The following is a 16633-nucleotide window of genomic DNA, read 5'->3' on the forward strand; positions in this document are numbered from 1 at the left end:
GCCTCCCCTTCCCTGCCCCTGCCCCCTCTGACATACTGCGGCCCAACCAACAAAAGAGCAGCTGCCATGACCGACCTTCTCGCTGGGGGCAAAACGCCTTCCGACTATGACGCCTCCTCGATCCAGGTGCTGGAGGACATGGAACATGTGCGTCTGCGCCCCGGCATGTATATCGGCGGCAAGGACGACCGCGCCCTGCACCACATGGTGGCCGAAATCATCGACAACTCCATGGACGAGGCCGTCGCGGGCCACGCCACATGGATCGAGGTCGAGCTGCACGAAAACGGCCATGTCAGCGTGCGTGACAACGGGCGCGGCATCCCAACCGACCCGCACCCAAAGGATCCGTCGAAATCCGCGCTCGAGATCATCTTTTGCACTCTGAATGCGGGCGGCAAATTCTCGGGCGACAGCTATGAGACATCAGGCGGCCTGCACGGCGTCGGCTCCTCCGTGGTCAACGCCCTGTCGGACCATCTGCGCGTCGAAGTGGCCCGCAACCGCGAACTTTTCGCCATGGAATTTGCCCGTGGCGTGCCGCAAGGGGCCCTGCAAAAGGTCGGGTCCGCCCCCAACCGGCGCGGCACCTCCGTCACCTTCCACCCCGACCCCGACATCTTCGGCTCGCTGAAACTGAAACCTGCGCGCCTGTTCAAGATGGCACGGTCCAAGGCATACCTGTTCTCCGGCGTCGAAATCCGCTGGAAAACGGCCATTCAGGACGGCGATACCCCGCTGGAGGCGACGTTCCACTTCCCGGGTGGCCTCTCCGACTACCTCAACGAGACGCTCGCCGGGGCCTCGACCTATACTGACACGCCCTTCTCCGGCTCCGTGTCGTTTGAGAAATTCAACGCGCCGGGCAAGGTCGAATGGGCGATCAACTGGACCCCCTCCCGCGACGGCTTCATCCAAAGCTATTGCAACACCGTCCCAACGCCCGAGGGCGGCACGCACGAGGCCGGATTCTGGGCCGCGATCCTCAAGGGGATCAAGGCCTATGGCGAACTTGCCAGCAACAAGAAGGCCGGCATGATCACCCGCGAAGACCTGACCACAGGGGCCGGTGCGCTGGTGTCCTGCTTTATCCGCGAACCTGAGTTCGTAGGCCAGACCAAGGATCGGCTGGCCACGGTCGACGCACAACGCATGGTCGAGAATTCGGTGCGCGATCACTTTGACAACTGGCTGGCCGCGGACACGAAATCCGCGGGCGCCATCCTCGATTTCCTCGTCCTGCGTGCCGAAGAGCGGATGCGGCGGCGTCAGGAAAAGGAAACCGCGCGCAAATCCGCCACCAAGAAACTGCGCCTGCCCGGCAAGCTGGTCGATTGCTCCGCCACGGCCCGCGACGGCACCGAACTGTTCATCGTCGAGGGTGACAGCGCGGGCGGCTCCGCCAAGATGGCGCGCGACCGCAAGACGCAAGCGCTCTTGCCCCTGCGCGGCAAGATCCTGAACGTATTGGGGGCGGCGTCCTCGAAACTCGGCTCCAACGCCGAAATCTCGGACCTGACACAGGCGTTGGGCGTGGGGCTGGGGTCAAAATTCAACGTCGATGACCTGCGCTATGACAAGATCATCATCATGACTGACGCCGACGTCGACGGCGCGCATATCGCGGCCCTGCTGATGACGTTCTTCTATACCCAGATGCGGCCGATGATCGACGCAGGCCACCTGTATCTCGCCTGCCCACCCCTCTTCCGCCTGACCCAGGGCGCGCGGCGGGTCTACTGTCTGGATGAGCGCGAGCGGGACGAATGGCTGGAAAAAGGTCTGGGCGGCAAGGGCAAAATTGATGTGTCGCGCTTCAAGGGTCTGGGCGAAATGGATGCCAAGGATCTGAAAGAGACAACGATGATGCCCGAGACACGGAAGCTGATCCGGGTGAGCATTGATGAGGACGAACCCGGCCAGACGGGCGATCTGGTGGAACGGCTGATGGGCAAGAAGCCGGAGCTGCGGTTCCAATACATTCAGGAGAATGCGCGGTTTGTGGAGGAGTTGGATGTTTGAGTGATAGCCATGATTTGAAGTATGGAGTCTGCCCGAACTGTCAAAAGGAAATGCGTGTTGACGTGCGCGCGGAACATGTAACGAGATGGGACTCTGATGATGGCATGGTAAGCGGCAACGACCGCTTTTGGATTTTAGAATGTCGCGGTTGTGAGAGGACTTTTTTCGGCCACGGCTCCACATTTTCAGAAAATATTGACCACAAATATGATCCCGCGACTGGCGAATGGAACATGTATCATCCTGAAACGAAGACGTTTTACCCCAAAACACTGTCGAGACAAAAACCAAATTGGCTGACCACATATTTCGACTTTCGCGAAGTTTCTTGGCTCCAAACACTTAACGAAGTCTACGCGGCGCTGGACAACAGCCTCCCAACACTTGCTGCAATCGGTATGCGAACAACATTCGATGTTTTAGCGGTCGAATTGGGCGCGTCCGATAGCAGCTTCGCCGAAAAGCTCGAATTCTTGCGTTCGAAAGCGCATATCACTGGCAGAGACCGGGACTATTTGCAGATACTCACTGATGCCGGAAGTTCCGCAGCACATCGCTCTTGGAAACCCAAACCGGACGAATTGAATACGATGATTGAGCTACTTGAGAATACAATTCAAAGAGCCGTCATTCTTCCAAAAAAAGTGGAAAAGCTCGGCAGCAATCTCCCTAAACGGAACAGCTATCCGGCTTGAGCACCCAGCCCCATCGGCGGGCCGCGGCGCGGCGATCCGACCTCCGAGTTGCAGTGCTTTATGGCTGCCAAGTACATATTCGATCAGTGCGACGCGCATACATCAACCTTATCGCCGTGCCGGGGGGCGGCCCGGCGATGGGGCGGCGCCTGCGGCTTGATTCCGCCCTTGGGCGCAGGTGGTCCGGCGATGGCCCTATCGCGCATTGCTCCGCAATACGCTGCCGGGTGGCGCGCCCGCTGCGCGGACGCTGAGGCGGCGCCTGCGGCTTGATTCCGCCCTTTGGCAAAGGAAACCCGGCGATGGCCCTCTCGTGGATCGCTTCGCGATAAACCGCCGGGTGGCGCGGACGCTGAAATGACGGATGCGGATTAAGTCTGCGCCGTTGCCGCACAACGCTTCCCTCACCCCGCGTCACAGATGCAAAAAACGGAGGCCGGAGCCTCCGTTCAACACTCGTTACTGCCCGCTGCCTCAAGGACGAAGGGAACGCGTCAAGCAATGGGCCAAGAGTGTTAACGCAGGATTAACCAAAAGAGGCCGTTCCAAGGCATTTGCCGGGACGGCCGAAGGACAGCCCGCACATGTTGGGGAACGGGTGCGGGCTGTCCTGGCTCACCGCGGCTTTGCAGACGTATAACGCCCACAGAGCCGGTGCCATCAATGGCACGCCTGGACGTCCAGGAACCAGGCGGGTGAGGAACGGGTTACATCAGGCGACAGCGCCGACAATGGCCCACAGGCCCATCATCGCGGCAAAGCCAAAGACGGTGGGGATAATCACCTTTTCCATGACATGCTCTCCTTTCACTTTCCGGGCAGAACCTCCGGGGCCCTGCGGTGCGTTCCGCGACATCCGTGCCGCGATGGAATTGATCTGGGCATCCTGCAATGACACAAAAAGGGGGGCGGTCATCACCGCTCTGCGAGGCAATTGTAATGTGATGCCGGGCAAATGCCCCTTGCGCGGGACCCCGATCTTTGGCCCTATCGCTGCATGCTCATCCGCGCGCTTTTGATCCTCATGCTCGTCGCGTCCTGTACCGGACGCCCCCTGACGCCTGCGGAAATCGCCTTTTCCCAGAAGATCCACGGCGACCAGCTCGACACCTCCCGGGTGCGCCTGATTGACGGGGCACCCACACGGGCGGTGACGTTCCGGCGCAAGCCGCGCCCGCGCGTGACCTGCCGCGAGTTGATCGTGCCCCCGCCCACCACGGACATCGTGACGGCAAAACCGGCGGCCGTGGCGCTGTGGCAGCGGGTGCTGTTCGACAAGGACTGGTACCTCGAAGATTACGTGCCCGCCTACCCGGACGAGATCAACCTGGTGGCGGCCATGCTGCTGGCGCATGAGCTGACGCATATCTGGCAATGGCAGAACCGCGCGCGCACGGGGTATTCTCCGTTCAAGGCTGCGACAGAGCATCGGTGGGGCCGGTTCGGCACCGATCCCTATCTGTTTGATATCGATAACGATCAGGGCTTTCTCGACTATGGGTATGAGCAGCAGGGTTCAATCGTGGAAGAGTTCGTCTGTTGCCGGGCGCTGGCGCCGCAAGCCCCCCGAACCAAGCGCTTGCACGCGCTGATCAGCCAGGAAATGCCGCTGGCCCCGCTGCCGCAATCGCGGCCCTCGGACGTGCGTCTGCCGTGGGACGGCGTGGAGTTGAATGGCATTTGCGGTTGAGACCGCGAAAGGAGATCACATGGCCCAACACGCGTTGATCATGCTGCTGGCGGGGATTGGCATCCCCATCCTTGCGGCGCTGAACGCAGCGCTTGGCACGCGGCTGGGCAGCCCGACCGCGGCGGCGCTTGTGCTGTTTCTGGTGGCGTTCTCGACCGCCGCAATCGTGTTTGCGGCCACCGGAGCGCATGGGCTGGGGCGGTTGGCCGCGGCGCCAAAGCACCTGTTGCTGGCCGGCGTGCTGATCGCGTTTTACGTGCTGTCGATCACCTATATCGCGCCGCATTTCGGCGTGGGCAATGCGGTGTTCTTCGTGCTGCTCGGGCAGTTGATCTCGGCTGCGGCCATTGACCATTTCGGCCTCTTTGGCGCGCAGGCCACGACGCTCGGAGCGGCGCGTTTGGGCGGCATCGCGTTGATGGCGACCGGCGTGTGGCTCACCCAGCAGGCGTAAGGGTCCTGCCGCTAGACCTCGCCTGCGAGCTCCAGCGCTTGCGCCCATGCCGCCGGGTCGAGCGTTGCGGGGTCTGCGGCACTGCGGCCCTGACCGGGAATGCGTGCGCCATCATCCGCCGCCACAGCCGCCGCCAGCGCCTGCATCCGCGCATCAAAGACATCCGACACGGTCGGATCAATCAAAAGGTAGTACTGCCCCAGATCATGATGCGGCCCCTCCGGCGCCTTGAGCGGTTTGACCTCATGGCTGAGCGTGCCGCCGGTCAGCGCCGCGGCGAGGATTTCCGCCATCAGGCCAAACCCCCAGCCCTTGTAACCGCCCGAAGACACCAGCGCGCCTGCCAGCGCCGCTTCGGGATCCGTGGTCGGGTTGCCATCCGCATCGACGGCCCAGCCCAGCGGGATCGCCTCCCCTGCGGCCTTGGCCATCGTGATCTTGCCCAGCGCAACGGCGCTCGTGGATTGATCCATGTGCAGCGCGAGGCCGCCCTGCCCGTCCGGCACGGAAAAAGCGATGGGATTGGTTCCAATCACCCGCGACTTGCCCCCCGGCGGGGCCACGATGGGGGACGCATTGGTAAAGCCAAGCGCGATCAGACCCTGATCCGCAATCATTTCCGTGAAATAGCCCAGCGACGTGCAGGTATGCGCATGGGTGATGGCAAGGCTCGCCACCCCAAGCTGGCGCGCGGCATCCGTCGCGGGGGCAAGGCCATAGGCAAATGCAGGCTGCGCGAACCCAAAGCCCGCATCCACGACAACGGTTCCGGGGCGGGGCGTCGTGATCTCGGGGGTGACATCGCCCTTGACCCGCCCAGTCTTGAGCTGTGTGCAGTAGCTTTCCAGATAGTAGAGCCCGCAGATCCGGTTGCCGAACGCCTCGGCCCGCGCAACGGCGCGCGCCACCTCTGCGGCGGCAAAACCTTCGGCCCCGTGGCGGACAAGCGCGGCCTGAACAACACGTTCGATTTCTGAAAGGGCAATGGTCGTCACAGGCGATGGTCTCCACTGGGGCAAAGGGCGCGGGCAAGATGCCAGCGCCCCATGTCAGGCCAAAGCCGCACCGGCGTCAAGCGCCGTCTCAGACAGCCGCTGTGGTGCCCGGTGCCTCGGCCCGGACCAATGTGGGATCAATCTCGGTGGTGAGCCCCTGCAACAGGATCGTGGCCCCGGTGGACAATGTAACGGTCACGCCATCCGGGCCAGCGGCCTGTTCCGCGATAGTCACATCTGCGGGTGTGTCGGCTTCGACCACCAGCTCATCGCTGGTCGTATCGAAGTCGGTGATCGTGACCGCGCCGTTTGCATCATCCATCAGGACAAAGCTGTCCGCGCCATCGCCGCCTGTGGCCACATCCGTGTTGCCCAGTGCCAGCGTGTCGTCACCCAGACCACCGTCCAGCGTGTCAGCCTGCGTATCGGAGGCGTCGGCGGCCGAAGATGCGGTCGAGAACAGGATATCATTGCCTGCGGCACCCGCAATCACATCCGCCCCGTCACCGCCGACCAGCGTATCGTTCTGATCATCCCCGGTCAGCGTGTCATCCCCCAGACCGCCGTCATAATTTGCAGCAACACCCGGCCCCGGCGACACGAAGTCGTTGTTGCCGGAGTTGTCGTCACCATCCACCGGCAGCGTCGCGACAGGGACGGTGTCATCCCCCATCATTGTGTCTTCACCGGTCATCGTATCCTCACCGGTCATCGTATCATCGGTCATGAACACAATCGCCTCTGCGGGGATCTCTTCCGAGAGGCCCTGCAACAGGGCCGTCGCCCCGGAGGAGAACGTCACCACAAGCCCACCATCGACGGTTTCCTGACTGGTGACGGTCACGTCGCCTTCGGTTGCGGAATTTACGACCAGCGTGTCATCCGCAGGGTCGAAATCGGTGATCGTCACGGCCCCGGTTTCGCCATTGGCCAGCGTAAAGGCATCGCCGCCATTGCCACCTGTGCCGATATCCGTGTCAGACAGGAACAGGATGTCCGCCCCCTCACCGCCATTGAGCGTATCGGACGCACCGTCCATGCCGCCCCCGTCCAGCGTATCGAGCCCGGACGATCCGTTCAAAAGGTCCGCATCCGCACCACCGAACACGCTGTCCGCGCCCAAACCCGCATTCAGCGTATCGTCGCCTGCGCCGCCAAGGATAACATCATCGTCGCCATTGCCCTCAAGCAGATCCGCCCCGGCAGCGCCTGTCAACGTGTCGTTGCCAGCACCGCCAATGACCTGATCTGCACCGGCCCCGCCCGTGAGGCTGTCTGCGCCTTCAAAGCCGCTGATCGTATCATCGCCCCCCAGCCCGTCGATCACATCCGCCGCCGTCGATCCGGTCAGCACGTCATCCAGAAGATCGTCGCCCGTAAGGTTCACACTCTCGGTTGGTGTGTCGGGGTCAGAGCCGCCATCATCGCCAGCGTCCGCTGGCGTCCCATCGCTGTCATCCAGCAAGGCGACGAGCGGCAGGGCCGTCAAAAGCATAAGGGTCAAAAGCGCGGACATCATACATTCTCCAACAGCGACACGGGCACAAGAACGGGCACCATGACGGGCACAACACGGGCGTTAACCACAATCGCCTAGCACAATTACCGGTTGGACCCTATCCGCGAGGCGAAAACACTCTGTTTCCAAAATGGCGCCGCCCACGGTTCAGCCGGAGACAATCTGGCCCTTTTGCAAGTGCACGATGCGGTCCATGCGCGCCGCCAGTTCGTGATTGTGCGTCGCAATAAGGGCCGCACACTGTCCCGCGCGCACGATATCGACCAGCGTGTCGAACACCTGTGTCGAGGTCGCGGGGTCAAGATTGCCTGTTGGTTCGTCGGCCAGAAGCACCTTTGGTGCGTTGGCCAGCGCGCGGCAAAACGCAACGCGTTGCTGTTCGCCGCCCGACAGCGCACCAGGCCGATGTCCGGCCCGCTCGGCAAGGCCAACGCGGCCCAGCAGGTCACGTGCGCGGTCCTCTGCCTCTGCGCGCGTGGCACCCGCCGCACGCTGCGGCAAGGCAACGTTTTCGATGGCGGAGAATTCGGGCAGCAGGTGGTGGAACTGGTAGATAAAGCCGATGTCGTGGCGGCGTGCCGTGGTGCGCACCCGGTCCGATGCCTGCTCCATCGCCGCCCCCGCCAGATGTACGCTGCCCGTGTCTGGCGTATCAAGCAGACCGGCAATGTGCAGCAACGTGGACTTGCCCGCGCCCGACGGCGCCACCAGGGCCACGATCTCACCCGGCGCGAGCGTCAGGTCAATCCCGCGCAGCACCTCGACGGCATTGGCCGCCCCGGCATTATACGTCTTGCGCACGTCCCGCAGCGCCAGCACCGCCTCACTCATACCGCAGCGCCTCCACCGGGTTCATGCGCGCCGCACGGCGCGCCGGAAAGAAGGTGATGAACCAACTGAGCGCGAGGCTGAGGACAGCGGCGGCGATCACGTCGCCCGGCACAAGCACCGCCGACGGAAAGATAAAGCCGCGCCCTTCGAGGTCCTGCACGCCATTGCCCGTCAGCGTGTTCACCAGCCAGTAGATCCGGTCGATATTGGCGGAAAAAAGCGCGCCCAGCAGGATGCCCGCGACCGTGCCAACCGTCCCGACCCAGGCACCACAGAGGAAAAACACCCGCAGAATGGACCCCTGGCTCAGCCCCATGGTGCGCAGGATACCAATATCGCGGCCCTTGTTCTTGACCAGCATGATCAGCCCCGAAACGATGTTTAGCGCCGCAATCAGCACAAGGATCGCCAGGACGATAAAGATCGCGTTGTCCTGCAATTCCAATGCCCTGAGCATGCCGCCAAACCGGTCCTGCCACGTCCAGCTATAGGCACGTTCACCCGCGGCAACGCGCAACTCGCGCACGACAGGATCAAGGTTTTCCGGATCGCTCAGGCGCAGGTCGATCTGATCCACCGCCCCTTCGCGGTTAAAGAAACTCTGCGCCTCCGCCAGCGGTAGATAAACGCGGCTCTGATCCATGAACGGCTGACCCGTGGCAAAGATATACACGACCTCATAGGCCGAAATGCGCGGTGTGATGCCAAGCGGTGTGCGCGCGCCATCCGGCGAGATCAGCTTGACCCGGTCGCCGATGCCGACACCCAGCTGACCCGCCAGTTGCGAGCCAAGCGCCATGCCTTCGTCAAACCGCTCCAGCGTGCCCTGCTGCCGCGCGGCTCCCGCCACAAGCGGGTATTCCATCAGATCGGCCTGCGTGATCCCGTAGACATCCGCAGGCGCGTTTGAGCCGCGAAAGCTGCCCATGACCTGTGCGCGGACCAAAGGTGCCGCATCCGCCACGCCCGGCACCGCTTCGATCGCGGGCAAAATGTCGGCGTAATCGGTGATAGTCGTGTCGCGGGCACCGCCTTCTTGCTGCACCGCGACATAGCGCAGCTCGATATGCGCATTACCGCCCAGCATCGCATCCACGAAATCCGCCCGCAAACCCGCGCGAACCGCCAGCGTCGCCACAAGTGCAAAGACCGCCAACGTGATGCCGATCAGGCTGATCCACGTCATCGCGCTCACCCCGCCGGTCGCGCGCTTGGCACGCAGATACCGCCATGCGATCAGCCACTCAAACGGGGCAAAGGGTGCGGGCGCTTTGGCCATGATATTTCGGGCTCCTGCTCGGGCTCTGTGTGTCACCCTTGGCGTGGCGGGTGGCCAAGGTCAAGCCTGTGCGCGGCGGCGCCCGAACGGCCACAGGATCAGGCGCAACACCGCCCAAACCGCCACAAGACCCGCCAGAAACCCCGCACTGGCAAATATTGCACCCGCCGTGTTCAAGGGCACCGCGGGCTGATACGCCGCCCATGCTGCCTGTGCCACGTCCCGGTCCGTCATACGGTGCGCGAAATAGGCGCGCATGAACGGCCCGGCATCCTCCAGCATGGCCAGATCCGCCGAGAGCCGGTCATGCCGGGCAAAGGTGCGCCGCATGTCAGCCTGACGCCGTTCGATGAAATCCGTCCCGACCATCTGATCCAGTGCCGCGCCACGGTCCAGCCCTTCGGCCGCGGCCGACGCGTCGAAATCGGCCACCACCTCCGACAGCGCATCCACAGCGCCACCCAGGCGTTGCGTATATTGCTGGGAAAACTCGGGAAACTGCGATGCCGCCGCCCCGCCCATCAGGCCGCCTGCCAATGCCACGGCGCGCAAAATCATGGACCCGCTCCGTACACGGCCCCGGCCAGGGCCGCATCAAGCGCAGACATGCTGTCCCAGTCCACGCACGCATCATAGAGCGCAAGCGCGCTGTGCCTGCCCTCCCAGATCACCGCGAAACTGCCCGTCTCCAGCCGGTTCGGAAAACACAGCGCCCCAAAATGCCAAAAGTTATAGCTGCCGCGAAACGGACGAAACACCATGCCCAAACCGTAATAGGCCCCGCCCCCGATTTCGACATGGGGATAGGCAAAGGGATCCGTACCAATCAGGCTGCCCGGCCCGAAATGCCGGTGCAAAAAGCCAAGATAGCCCGCAGGCGTCGCCTCCAGCCCGCCCCACGGCCCAAAGGCCCCCGAACGCGCGCTTGCGCGGATGTCTAGCGTCAGCCCCAATCGGGGCCAGCACGCCTCGACAAACCCCTGCCCCGTCGCCGCTTCGATCATGAGCGCGAGCAAGGCGTAATTCACGTTGTTGTAGGCATAGCGATTTGGCGCACCCGCAATCCCATCAGCATCCACCAGCACATCGAGGATCGCCGCCGACTTGTGCGCCGTATCGGCATCATCCAGCCAGCCGGGCATCGCGGCTTGCGTCACATCCAGCGTCAGACCCGAACTGTGCGTCACCAATTGTGCCGCCGTCACATCGGGTCCCTTGCCCAACCGATCCGGCAACGTGTCGGACCAGTCAAGCACGCCCTCTTCCACAAGCTGCAAGGCGCAAACGGCCGTGATGGATTTGCTGACACTGGCCAACTCCGCCGCCGTAGCCCCGGCCGTCACCTGCCACGTGCCGTCAACACGCGTCCCGGTTCCGAGCTGCCCCATCGTGGCAACATCCCCGCGCCATTCATCAAACGCGGCCTGCATCCGGTCCCCGACCCCATCCGCCGCCACGGGCAGCGTCATCAGCACCCAAAGGACCGCGGCCCGCACCATGTCAAAGCCAGGTGTGAAAGCTCTGCCGCGCCATCGGTTCCCAATGCTCGGACGTGTGGCTCTTGTGCGGGGCATAGATGTCGATGATCCGCGCCACGGCATCCTTGGGCGACATCTCTTCGCTCTCGCCTGTCCGGCGCGAGGTGAGCTCCACGACACCGTTCTTGAGGCCACGCGGCCCCACCGTGATCCGCCACGGCAACCCGATCAGGTCCATGGTGGCAAACTTGCCACCCGCGCGCTCCTTGCGATCGTCATAAAGCGGCTCAAGACCGGCGGCCTCAAGGCTCTTGTAGAGCTTTTCGCACGCGGCATCGGCCTCATCATCGCCCTGCTTGAGGTTCACGATCCCCACATGGAACGGCGTCACACCTTCGGGCCAGATGATCCCGTTGTCATCATGGCTGGCCTCGATGATCGCCCCCAACAGACGGCTCACACCAATGCCGTGGCTGCCCATATGCACGGGCACCTGCTTGCCATCCGGGCCCTGCACAACCGCGCCCATCGCCTCGGAATACTTGGTGCCAAAGTAGAAAATCTGTCCCACTTCGATCCCCCGCGCCACGCGCCGGCGCTCTTCGGGCACTGCCTCGAACAGCGCCGGATCATGGGTCTCGTCCGTGCGCGCATATTTCGAGGTGAACTCCTCCAGCACACCGGCACATTGCGCCACGTCATCATAATCAATCGCCCGGTCGCCAAAGCTCAGATCCGTGACCGCACTGTCATAGAACACCTCGCTCTCGCCGGTTTCCGCCAGCACAAGGAACTCATGCGTGTCATCCCCGCCGATGGGGCCACTGTCCGCCCGCATGGGGATCGCCTGCAACCCCATTCGCTCATAGGTGCGCAGGTAGCTCACCAGATGCCGGTTGTAGGCATGCAGCGCATCCTCCTTGGTCAGGTCAAAGTTGTACCCGTCCTTCATGTAAAACTCACGTCCGCGCATCACACCAAAGCGCGGGCGGATCTCATCGCGGAACTTCCACTGGATCTGATAGAGCGTCAGGGGCAGGTCCTTGTAGCTCGACACATGTGCCCGGAAAATATCCGTCACCATCTCTTCGGCCGTGGGCGTATAAAGCATGTCGCGCCCGCCGCGATCCTGGAACCGCAGCATCTCTTCGCCATAGGCGTCATACCGCCCGCTCTCGCGCCAAAGATCCGCCGATTGCAGCGTCGGCATCTGGATCGCGATATGCCCGGCCCGCGCCTGCTCTTCGTGCACGATGTCCTCGATCTTGCGCAACACCTTGAACCCAAGCGGCAGCCACGAATAGATCCCCGCCGCCGATTGCTTGATCATGCCGGCACGCAACATCAAACGGTGACTGACGATCTGCGCCTCGCTGGGGTTTTCCTTCAGCACGGGCAGAAAATAACGGCTCAGACGCATGGGCGGACCTCCTGACATGTCGTGCGTGTGCTTAGGCCAAAGCCCTGCGCCCCGCAACGCCTCTTCCCGACTTCTTCTGGCCAGAAATACCATGGGGAGTTTGAGGGGTGAAACCCCTCATCCAAAATCATGGATCGCGCGCGCGTCAGCGCTCAATTTGACAGCGGCGGGGTTGCAGGTTCACGCAAAACCCAGCATCTGTTGACCATCGCAACATCGGAGCGCACATGGCACTGCCAGTACGGGATCAGTTGAAATATTGGGGCTTGGCCACTTTGGCCGTCCTCGTGGTGCTCTATGCACTTGGCGATGTGTTGCTGCCCTTCTTCCTCGGGGCCGCCATCGCCTATTTCCTGGACCCCGTGGCCGACTGGCTCGAGGAACGTGGCCTCAGCCGCGGCATGGCCACCGGGCTGATCACCATCGGTGCGATCTTCATCTTCGTGCTCGGCGCCCTGCTGATCATCCCGACACTGGTGCAGCAAGCCATCCAGCTCTTCAATGTCGCGCCCGAACTCACGCGCAACATCACCACCTTCCTCACCGAACGGTTCCCGAGCCTCGCGGATGAAACCTCCACCATTAGCCAGAGCCTCAAGAGCATCGGCCAGACCGTCTCCGAACGCGGCGGCCAGTTGCTGAATTCCGCGCTGACCTCCGCGGCGAGCCTGCTGAACGTGATCGTGCTCTTCGTGATCGTGCCCGTTGTCGCGGTCTATCTGCTGCTCGACTGGGACCGTATGATTGCCCGCGTCGATGCGCTCCTGCCCCGCGATCACGCCCCCACCGTGCGCCGTCTGGCCAGCGAAGTGGACGGCACACTCGCCGCCTTTATCCGCGGCATGGGCACGGTCTGCATCATCCTCGGGGCCTATTATGCGATTGCGCTCATGCTGGTGGGTCTGCAATTCGGACTTGTCGTGGGCTTCATCGCCGGTCTGCTGACATTCATTCCTTATGTCGGGGCCATCGTGGGCGGCGCGCTTGCCATTGGCCTCGCCCTGTTCCAGTTCTGGGGCGACTGGCACTGGATCGTCCTGGTCGCGGCCATCTTCCAGGTCGGTCAGCTGATCGAAGGCAACGTTCTGACCCCGAAGCTCGTGGGCGACAGCGTCGGATTGCATCCGGTCTGGCTGATCCTGTCGCTGTCGGTGTTTGGCACGCTCTTTGGCTTTGTGGGCATGCTCGTCGCGGTCCCGGTGGCCGCTGCCCTGGGCGTTCTGGTGCGCTTTGCCATCGAGCAGTACAAGAACAGCCTGCTCTATACCGGGCAGTCCGGTCCCGACGACCCGCAAACCGGGGCATAAGGAATGGCCACACAACTGGGCCTTGATCTCCCGGTGCGTCCGGCACTGGGGCGGGACGATTTCCTTGTCGCACCGTCGAATGCCGTGGCCCTCGCCATGCTTGACGACTGGCGCAACTGGGCCAATCACAAACTGGCCCTCACCGGCCCCGAAGGCGCGGGCAAGACACACCTGACCCACGTGTGGGCGGACGCCACCGGCGCACGCATCGTGGCCGCCGCAGCCCTGGCAGATACGGATATCGAGGCACTGGCCCGCACACCCGTCGCCGTCGAGGATGTTGAACAAATCGCCGACAACGCGGACGCGCAAACGGCGATGTTCCACCTGCACAACCTGATGGCCGCCGCGGCGCAACCGCTCCTGATGACCGGCGGCCCGGCCCCGCGCCATTGGGCGCTTGGCCTGCCCGACCTGCAAAGCCGTGTGGATGCCGCAGGCCACGCCCGGGTCGAGGCGCCGGACGACACCCTCCTTGCCGCCGTTCTGGTCAAGCTTTTTGCCGACCGGCAGCTGACCCCGAAACCGGATGTGATCCCGTTCCTGCTTTTGCGCATGGACCGCAGCTTTGCCGCGGCCCGCGACATCGTACATGCCCTCGACACCAGCAGTCTGGCGCAAAAGCGGGCCATCACCCGCGCCTTTGCCGCCGATGTGCTGGACAAGCAGACGCCAAGCGGCGAATAGTCGTCACTCAACCTTCATACTTCTCTGCCATCCGGCCCATCATGACCAATGCAGACTTCCTGAAATCGGAATTTGCGGCGCCCCAAGAGCTGCCTGATTTCGACCCCACCAGCCCCGCGCGGTTCTTCAACCGCGAGCTGAGCTGGCTTGCGTTCAACTGGCGCGTGGTGGAAGAGGCCGAAAATCCACGGGTGCCGCTCCTGGAACGGCTGCGGTTCCTGTCGATCTCTGCCGGCAACCTCGATGAATTCTACACCGTGCGGGTCGCCGGCCTGCGCGAACTGGCCATGGCGGGCAATACCACACCCGCCGCCGATGGCCTCTCGCCCGCTGAACAGATGGTTCTGATCAACGAGGACGCGCGCAACCTTCTGGGCCAGCAACAGCGCATCCTGACTGGCCTCAAGGCCGAGATGGAGGCCAAGGGCATCTCCATCCTGTCTCTCGACGACCTGACGGCAAGCGACCGCAAACACCTCGAAACCGTGTTCCTGACCCGCGTGTTTGCGGTGCTGTCGCCCCTGGCCATCGATCCCGCACACCCGTTCCCGTTCATCCCGAACATGGGCTACGCGCTGGCCCTGCAACTGGAACGCAAATCCGACAAGCGCAGCCTGCAGGCCCTGCTGCCGATCCCTGCGCAAATCGACCGCTTCGTGGCCCTGCCCGGCGACGGTCACCGCTTCCTGCCCCTCGAAGAGCTGTTGGTCCTGCACATCCCCGACCTCTTCCCCGGATACAAACTCAAGGCCCATTTCGGCTTTCGCGTGCTCCGGGACAGCGATCTGGAGGTCGAGGAAGAAGCCGAAGACCTCGTGCGTGAATTCGAGGTCGCGCTGAAGCGCCGCCGCCGTGGTGAGGTCGTCCGCCTGACCCACTCCGCCGGCGCGCCCAAGGCGCTCAAGACCGTGATCATGCGCGAACTGGATGTGACCGAATCCGAAGTGATCGAGCTCGACGGCATGGTCGGCATTTCGGATCTGAGCGAACTTGTGCTTGATGCGCGCCCCGATCTCCTCTGGCCCAGCTTCACCCCCCGCGTGCCCGAACGTGTCACCGATTTTGAAGGCGACATGTTTGCCGCGATCCGGCAAAAGGACATGCTGCTGCACCACCCGTACGAGACGTTCGACATGGTGGTCCGCTTCCTGCAACAGGCCGCACGGGACCCTGACGTGGTCGCGATCAAACAGACGCTCTACCGCACGTCCAAGAAATCGCCCATCGTGGAAGCGCTGTGCGAGGCCGCCGAAGACGGCAAATCCGTCACCGCACTGGTGGAACTCAAGGCCCGCTTTGACGAGGCCGCCAATATCCGCCAATCCCGGCGGCTGGAACGGGCGGGCGCGCACGTGGTCTATGGCTTTCTCGACCTCAAGACTCACGCCAAGATCAGCACGGTGGTGCGCCGTGAGGGCGACGAACTGGTGACCTACACCCATTACGGCACCGGCAACTACCACCCCGGCACGGCCCGCATCTATACCGACCTGTCTTTCTTCACGGTGGACGCCAAACTGGGCCGTGATGCAACCAAGGTCTTCAACTACCTGTCGGGCTACGCGCCGCCCGAACATCTCAGCAATCTCGCCATCTCGCCCACGACGCTGAAACCGCGCCTGCTCGACATGATCGCCGCCGAGGCGGATCACGCCCGCGCAGGCAAGCCCGCAGAAATCTGGGCCAAGATGAATTCCCTGATCGACAGTGAGGTGATCGACGCGCTCTATGCCGCCTCACAGGCAGGCGTAAAGATAAGCCTCGTGATCCGTGGCATCTGCGGCGTGCGCCCCGGCATCAAGGGCCTGAGCGAGAACATCCGCGTCAAATCCATCGTTGGCCGGTTTCTGGAACACAGCCGCATCGTCTGTTTCGGCAACGGCCACGGATTGCCCTCGAAAAAGGCGCGTGTGTTCATATCCTCCGCGGACTGGATGGGCCGCAACCTGAACCGCCGCGTGGAGACGTTGGTGGAAATCGAAAACGCAACCGTCAAGGCACAGATCGTGAGCCAGGTGATGGCCGCAAACCTCGCCGATGTCGCCCAAAGCTGGGTGATGGGTCCCACCGGCAAATTCACGCGCCCGGACCTGCCTGAAGGCGTCTTTGCCTTTAACTGCCACCGCTTCTTCATGGAAAACCCGTCCCTTTCAGGACGCGGATCCGCAGGTGCTGCAGACGTGCCGAAACTGACCCACACAGAAGACTGACGCGCCTGTCCCGGGGTCGGTGGGCGGGCGCCTTTGCGCAGCAAAC

General features: G+C 63.0%; 15 protein-coding genes. 7 read left to right on the forward strand and 8 right to left on the reverse strand.

Features of this window, described 5'->3' with window-relative positions:
- Positions 1 to 66: 66 nt before the first annotated feature.
- Positions 67 to 2022: a DNA gyrase/topoisomerase IV subunit B gene (locus ACERHN_RS02485; protein ID WP_415921065.1), complete on the forward strand. Its 1956-nt coding sequence runs from the start codon at positions 67 to 69 to the stop codon at positions 2020 to 2022.
- Positions 2019 to 2717, forward strand: a complete 699-nt coding sequence (locus ACERHN_RS02490; protein ID WP_415921066.1) for a DUF4145 domain-containing protein — start codon at positions 2019 to 2021, stop codon at positions 2715 to 2717. The genes ACERHN_RS02485 and ACERHN_RS02490 overlap by 4 nt, the downstream gene beginning before the upstream one ends.
- Before the next feature lie 712 nt (positions 2718 to 3429).
- Here ACERHN_RS02490 and ACERHN_RS02495 read toward each other — a convergent pair.
- A complete protein-coding gene (locus ACERHN_RS02495) occupies positions 3430 to 3633 on the reverse strand; it encodes a hypothetical protein (protein WP_415921067.1) in 204 nt (67 codons plus the stop codon).
- 81 nt (positions 3634 to 3714) lie between these two features.
- Here ACERHN_RS02495 and ACERHN_RS02500 point away from each other — a divergent pair, with 81 nt between their 5' ends.
- Entirely contained in the window at positions 3715 to 4407 is a 693-nt protein-coding gene (locus ACERHN_RS02500; protein ID WP_415921068.1) for a hypothetical protein, read from the forward strand.
- A 19-nt stretch (positions 4408 to 4426) separates the two neighbouring features.
- On the forward strand, positions 4427 to 4861 hold the full coding sequence (locus ACERHN_RS02505; protein ID WP_415921069.1) for a DMT family transporter: 435 nt from the start codon (positions 4427 to 4429) through the stop codon (positions 4859 to 4861).
- Between the two features lie 11 nt (positions 4862 to 4872).
- Here ACERHN_RS02505 and ACERHN_RS02510 read toward each other — a convergent pair whose 3' ends face one another.
- From ACERHN_RS02510 to proS, 7 genes are all read right to left on the reverse strand, one after another.
- The gene (locus ACERHN_RS02510; protein ID WP_415921070.1) at positions 4873 to 5856 is read right to left on the reverse strand and encodes an Ldh family oxidoreductase; all 984 of its coding nucleotides are present in this window, start codon (positions 5854 to 5856) and stop codon (positions 4873 to 4875) included.
- 88 nt (positions 5857 to 5944) lie between these two features.
- A complete protein-coding gene (locus tag ACERHN_RS02515) occupies positions 5945 to 7375 on the reverse strand; it encodes a calcium-binding protein (protein WP_415921071.1) in 1431 nt (476 codons plus the stop codon).
- Between the two features lie 147 nt (positions 7376 to 7522).
- Positions 7523 to 8206: an ABC transporter ATP-binding protein gene (locus tag ACERHN_RS02520; protein WP_415921072.1), complete on the reverse strand. Its 684-nt coding sequence runs from the start codon at positions 8204 to 8206 to the stop codon at positions 7523 to 7525.
- Complete coding sequence (locus tag ACERHN_RS02525) at positions 8199 to 9485, reverse strand: ABC transporter permease (protein WP_415921073.1); 1287 nt, start codon at positions 9483 to 9485, stop codon at positions 8199 to 8201. Before ACERHN_RS02525 ends, ACERHN_RS02520 begins: the two co-directional genes overlap by 8 nt.
- A gap of 60 nt (positions 9486 to 9545) precedes the next feature.
- Positions 9546 to 10043, reverse strand: coding sequence for a DUF2937 family protein (locus ACERHN_RS02530; protein ID WP_415921074.1), 498 nt, complete (start codon positions 10041 to 10043; stop codon positions 9546 to 9548).
- The gene (locus tag ACERHN_RS02535; protein ID WP_415921075.1) at positions 10040 to 10954 is read right to left on the reverse strand and encodes a serine hydrolase domain-containing protein; all 915 of its coding nucleotides are present in this window, start codon (positions 10952 to 10954) and stop codon (positions 10040 to 10042) included. The genes ACERHN_RS02530 and ACERHN_RS02535 overlap by 4 nt, the downstream gene beginning before the upstream one ends.
- A gap of 31 nt (positions 10955 to 10985) precedes the next feature.
- Positions 10986 to 12383 (reverse strand): proline--tRNA ligase, encoded by a 1398-nt coding sequence (proS, locus tag ACERHN_RS02540; RefSeq protein WP_415921076.1) that lies wholly within the window; start codon positions 12381 to 12383, stop codon positions 10986 to 10988.
- Positions 12384 to 12610: 227 nt separating this feature from the next.
- Between proS and ACERHN_RS02545 the strand changes: the two genes are divergently transcribed.
- Genes ACERHN_RS02545 through ACERHN_RS02555 form a run of 3 tightly spaced genes read left to right on the forward strand, consistent with a single transcriptional unit; the run spans position 12611 to position 16587 of the window.
- Positions 12611 to 13690, forward strand: a complete 1080-nt coding sequence (locus ACERHN_RS02545) for an AI-2E family transporter (protein ID WP_415921077.1) — start codon at positions 12611 to 12613, stop codon at positions 13688 to 13690.
- A gap of 3 nt (positions 13691 to 13693) precedes the next feature.
- Positions 13694 to 14377 carry an HdaA/DnaA family protein gene (locus ACERHN_RS02550; RefSeq protein WP_415921078.1) on the forward strand — a complete coding sequence of 228 codons (684 nt, stop codon included), beginning with the start codon at positions 13694 to 13696 and terminating at the stop codon, positions 14375 to 14377.
- 41 nt (positions 14378 to 14418) lie between these two features.
- Positions 14419 to 16587: an RNA degradosome polyphosphate kinase gene (locus ACERHN_RS02555; RefSeq protein WP_415921079.1), complete on the forward strand. Its 2169-nt coding sequence runs from the start codon at positions 14419 to 14421 to the stop codon at positions 16585 to 16587.
- Positions 16588 to 16633: the final 46 nt, after the last annotated feature.

The organism is Tateyamaria rhodophyticola (genome assembly GCF_047777875.1).
GTDB lineage: Bacteria > Pseudomonadota > Alphaproteobacteria > Rhodobacterales > Rhodobacteraceae > Tateyamaria.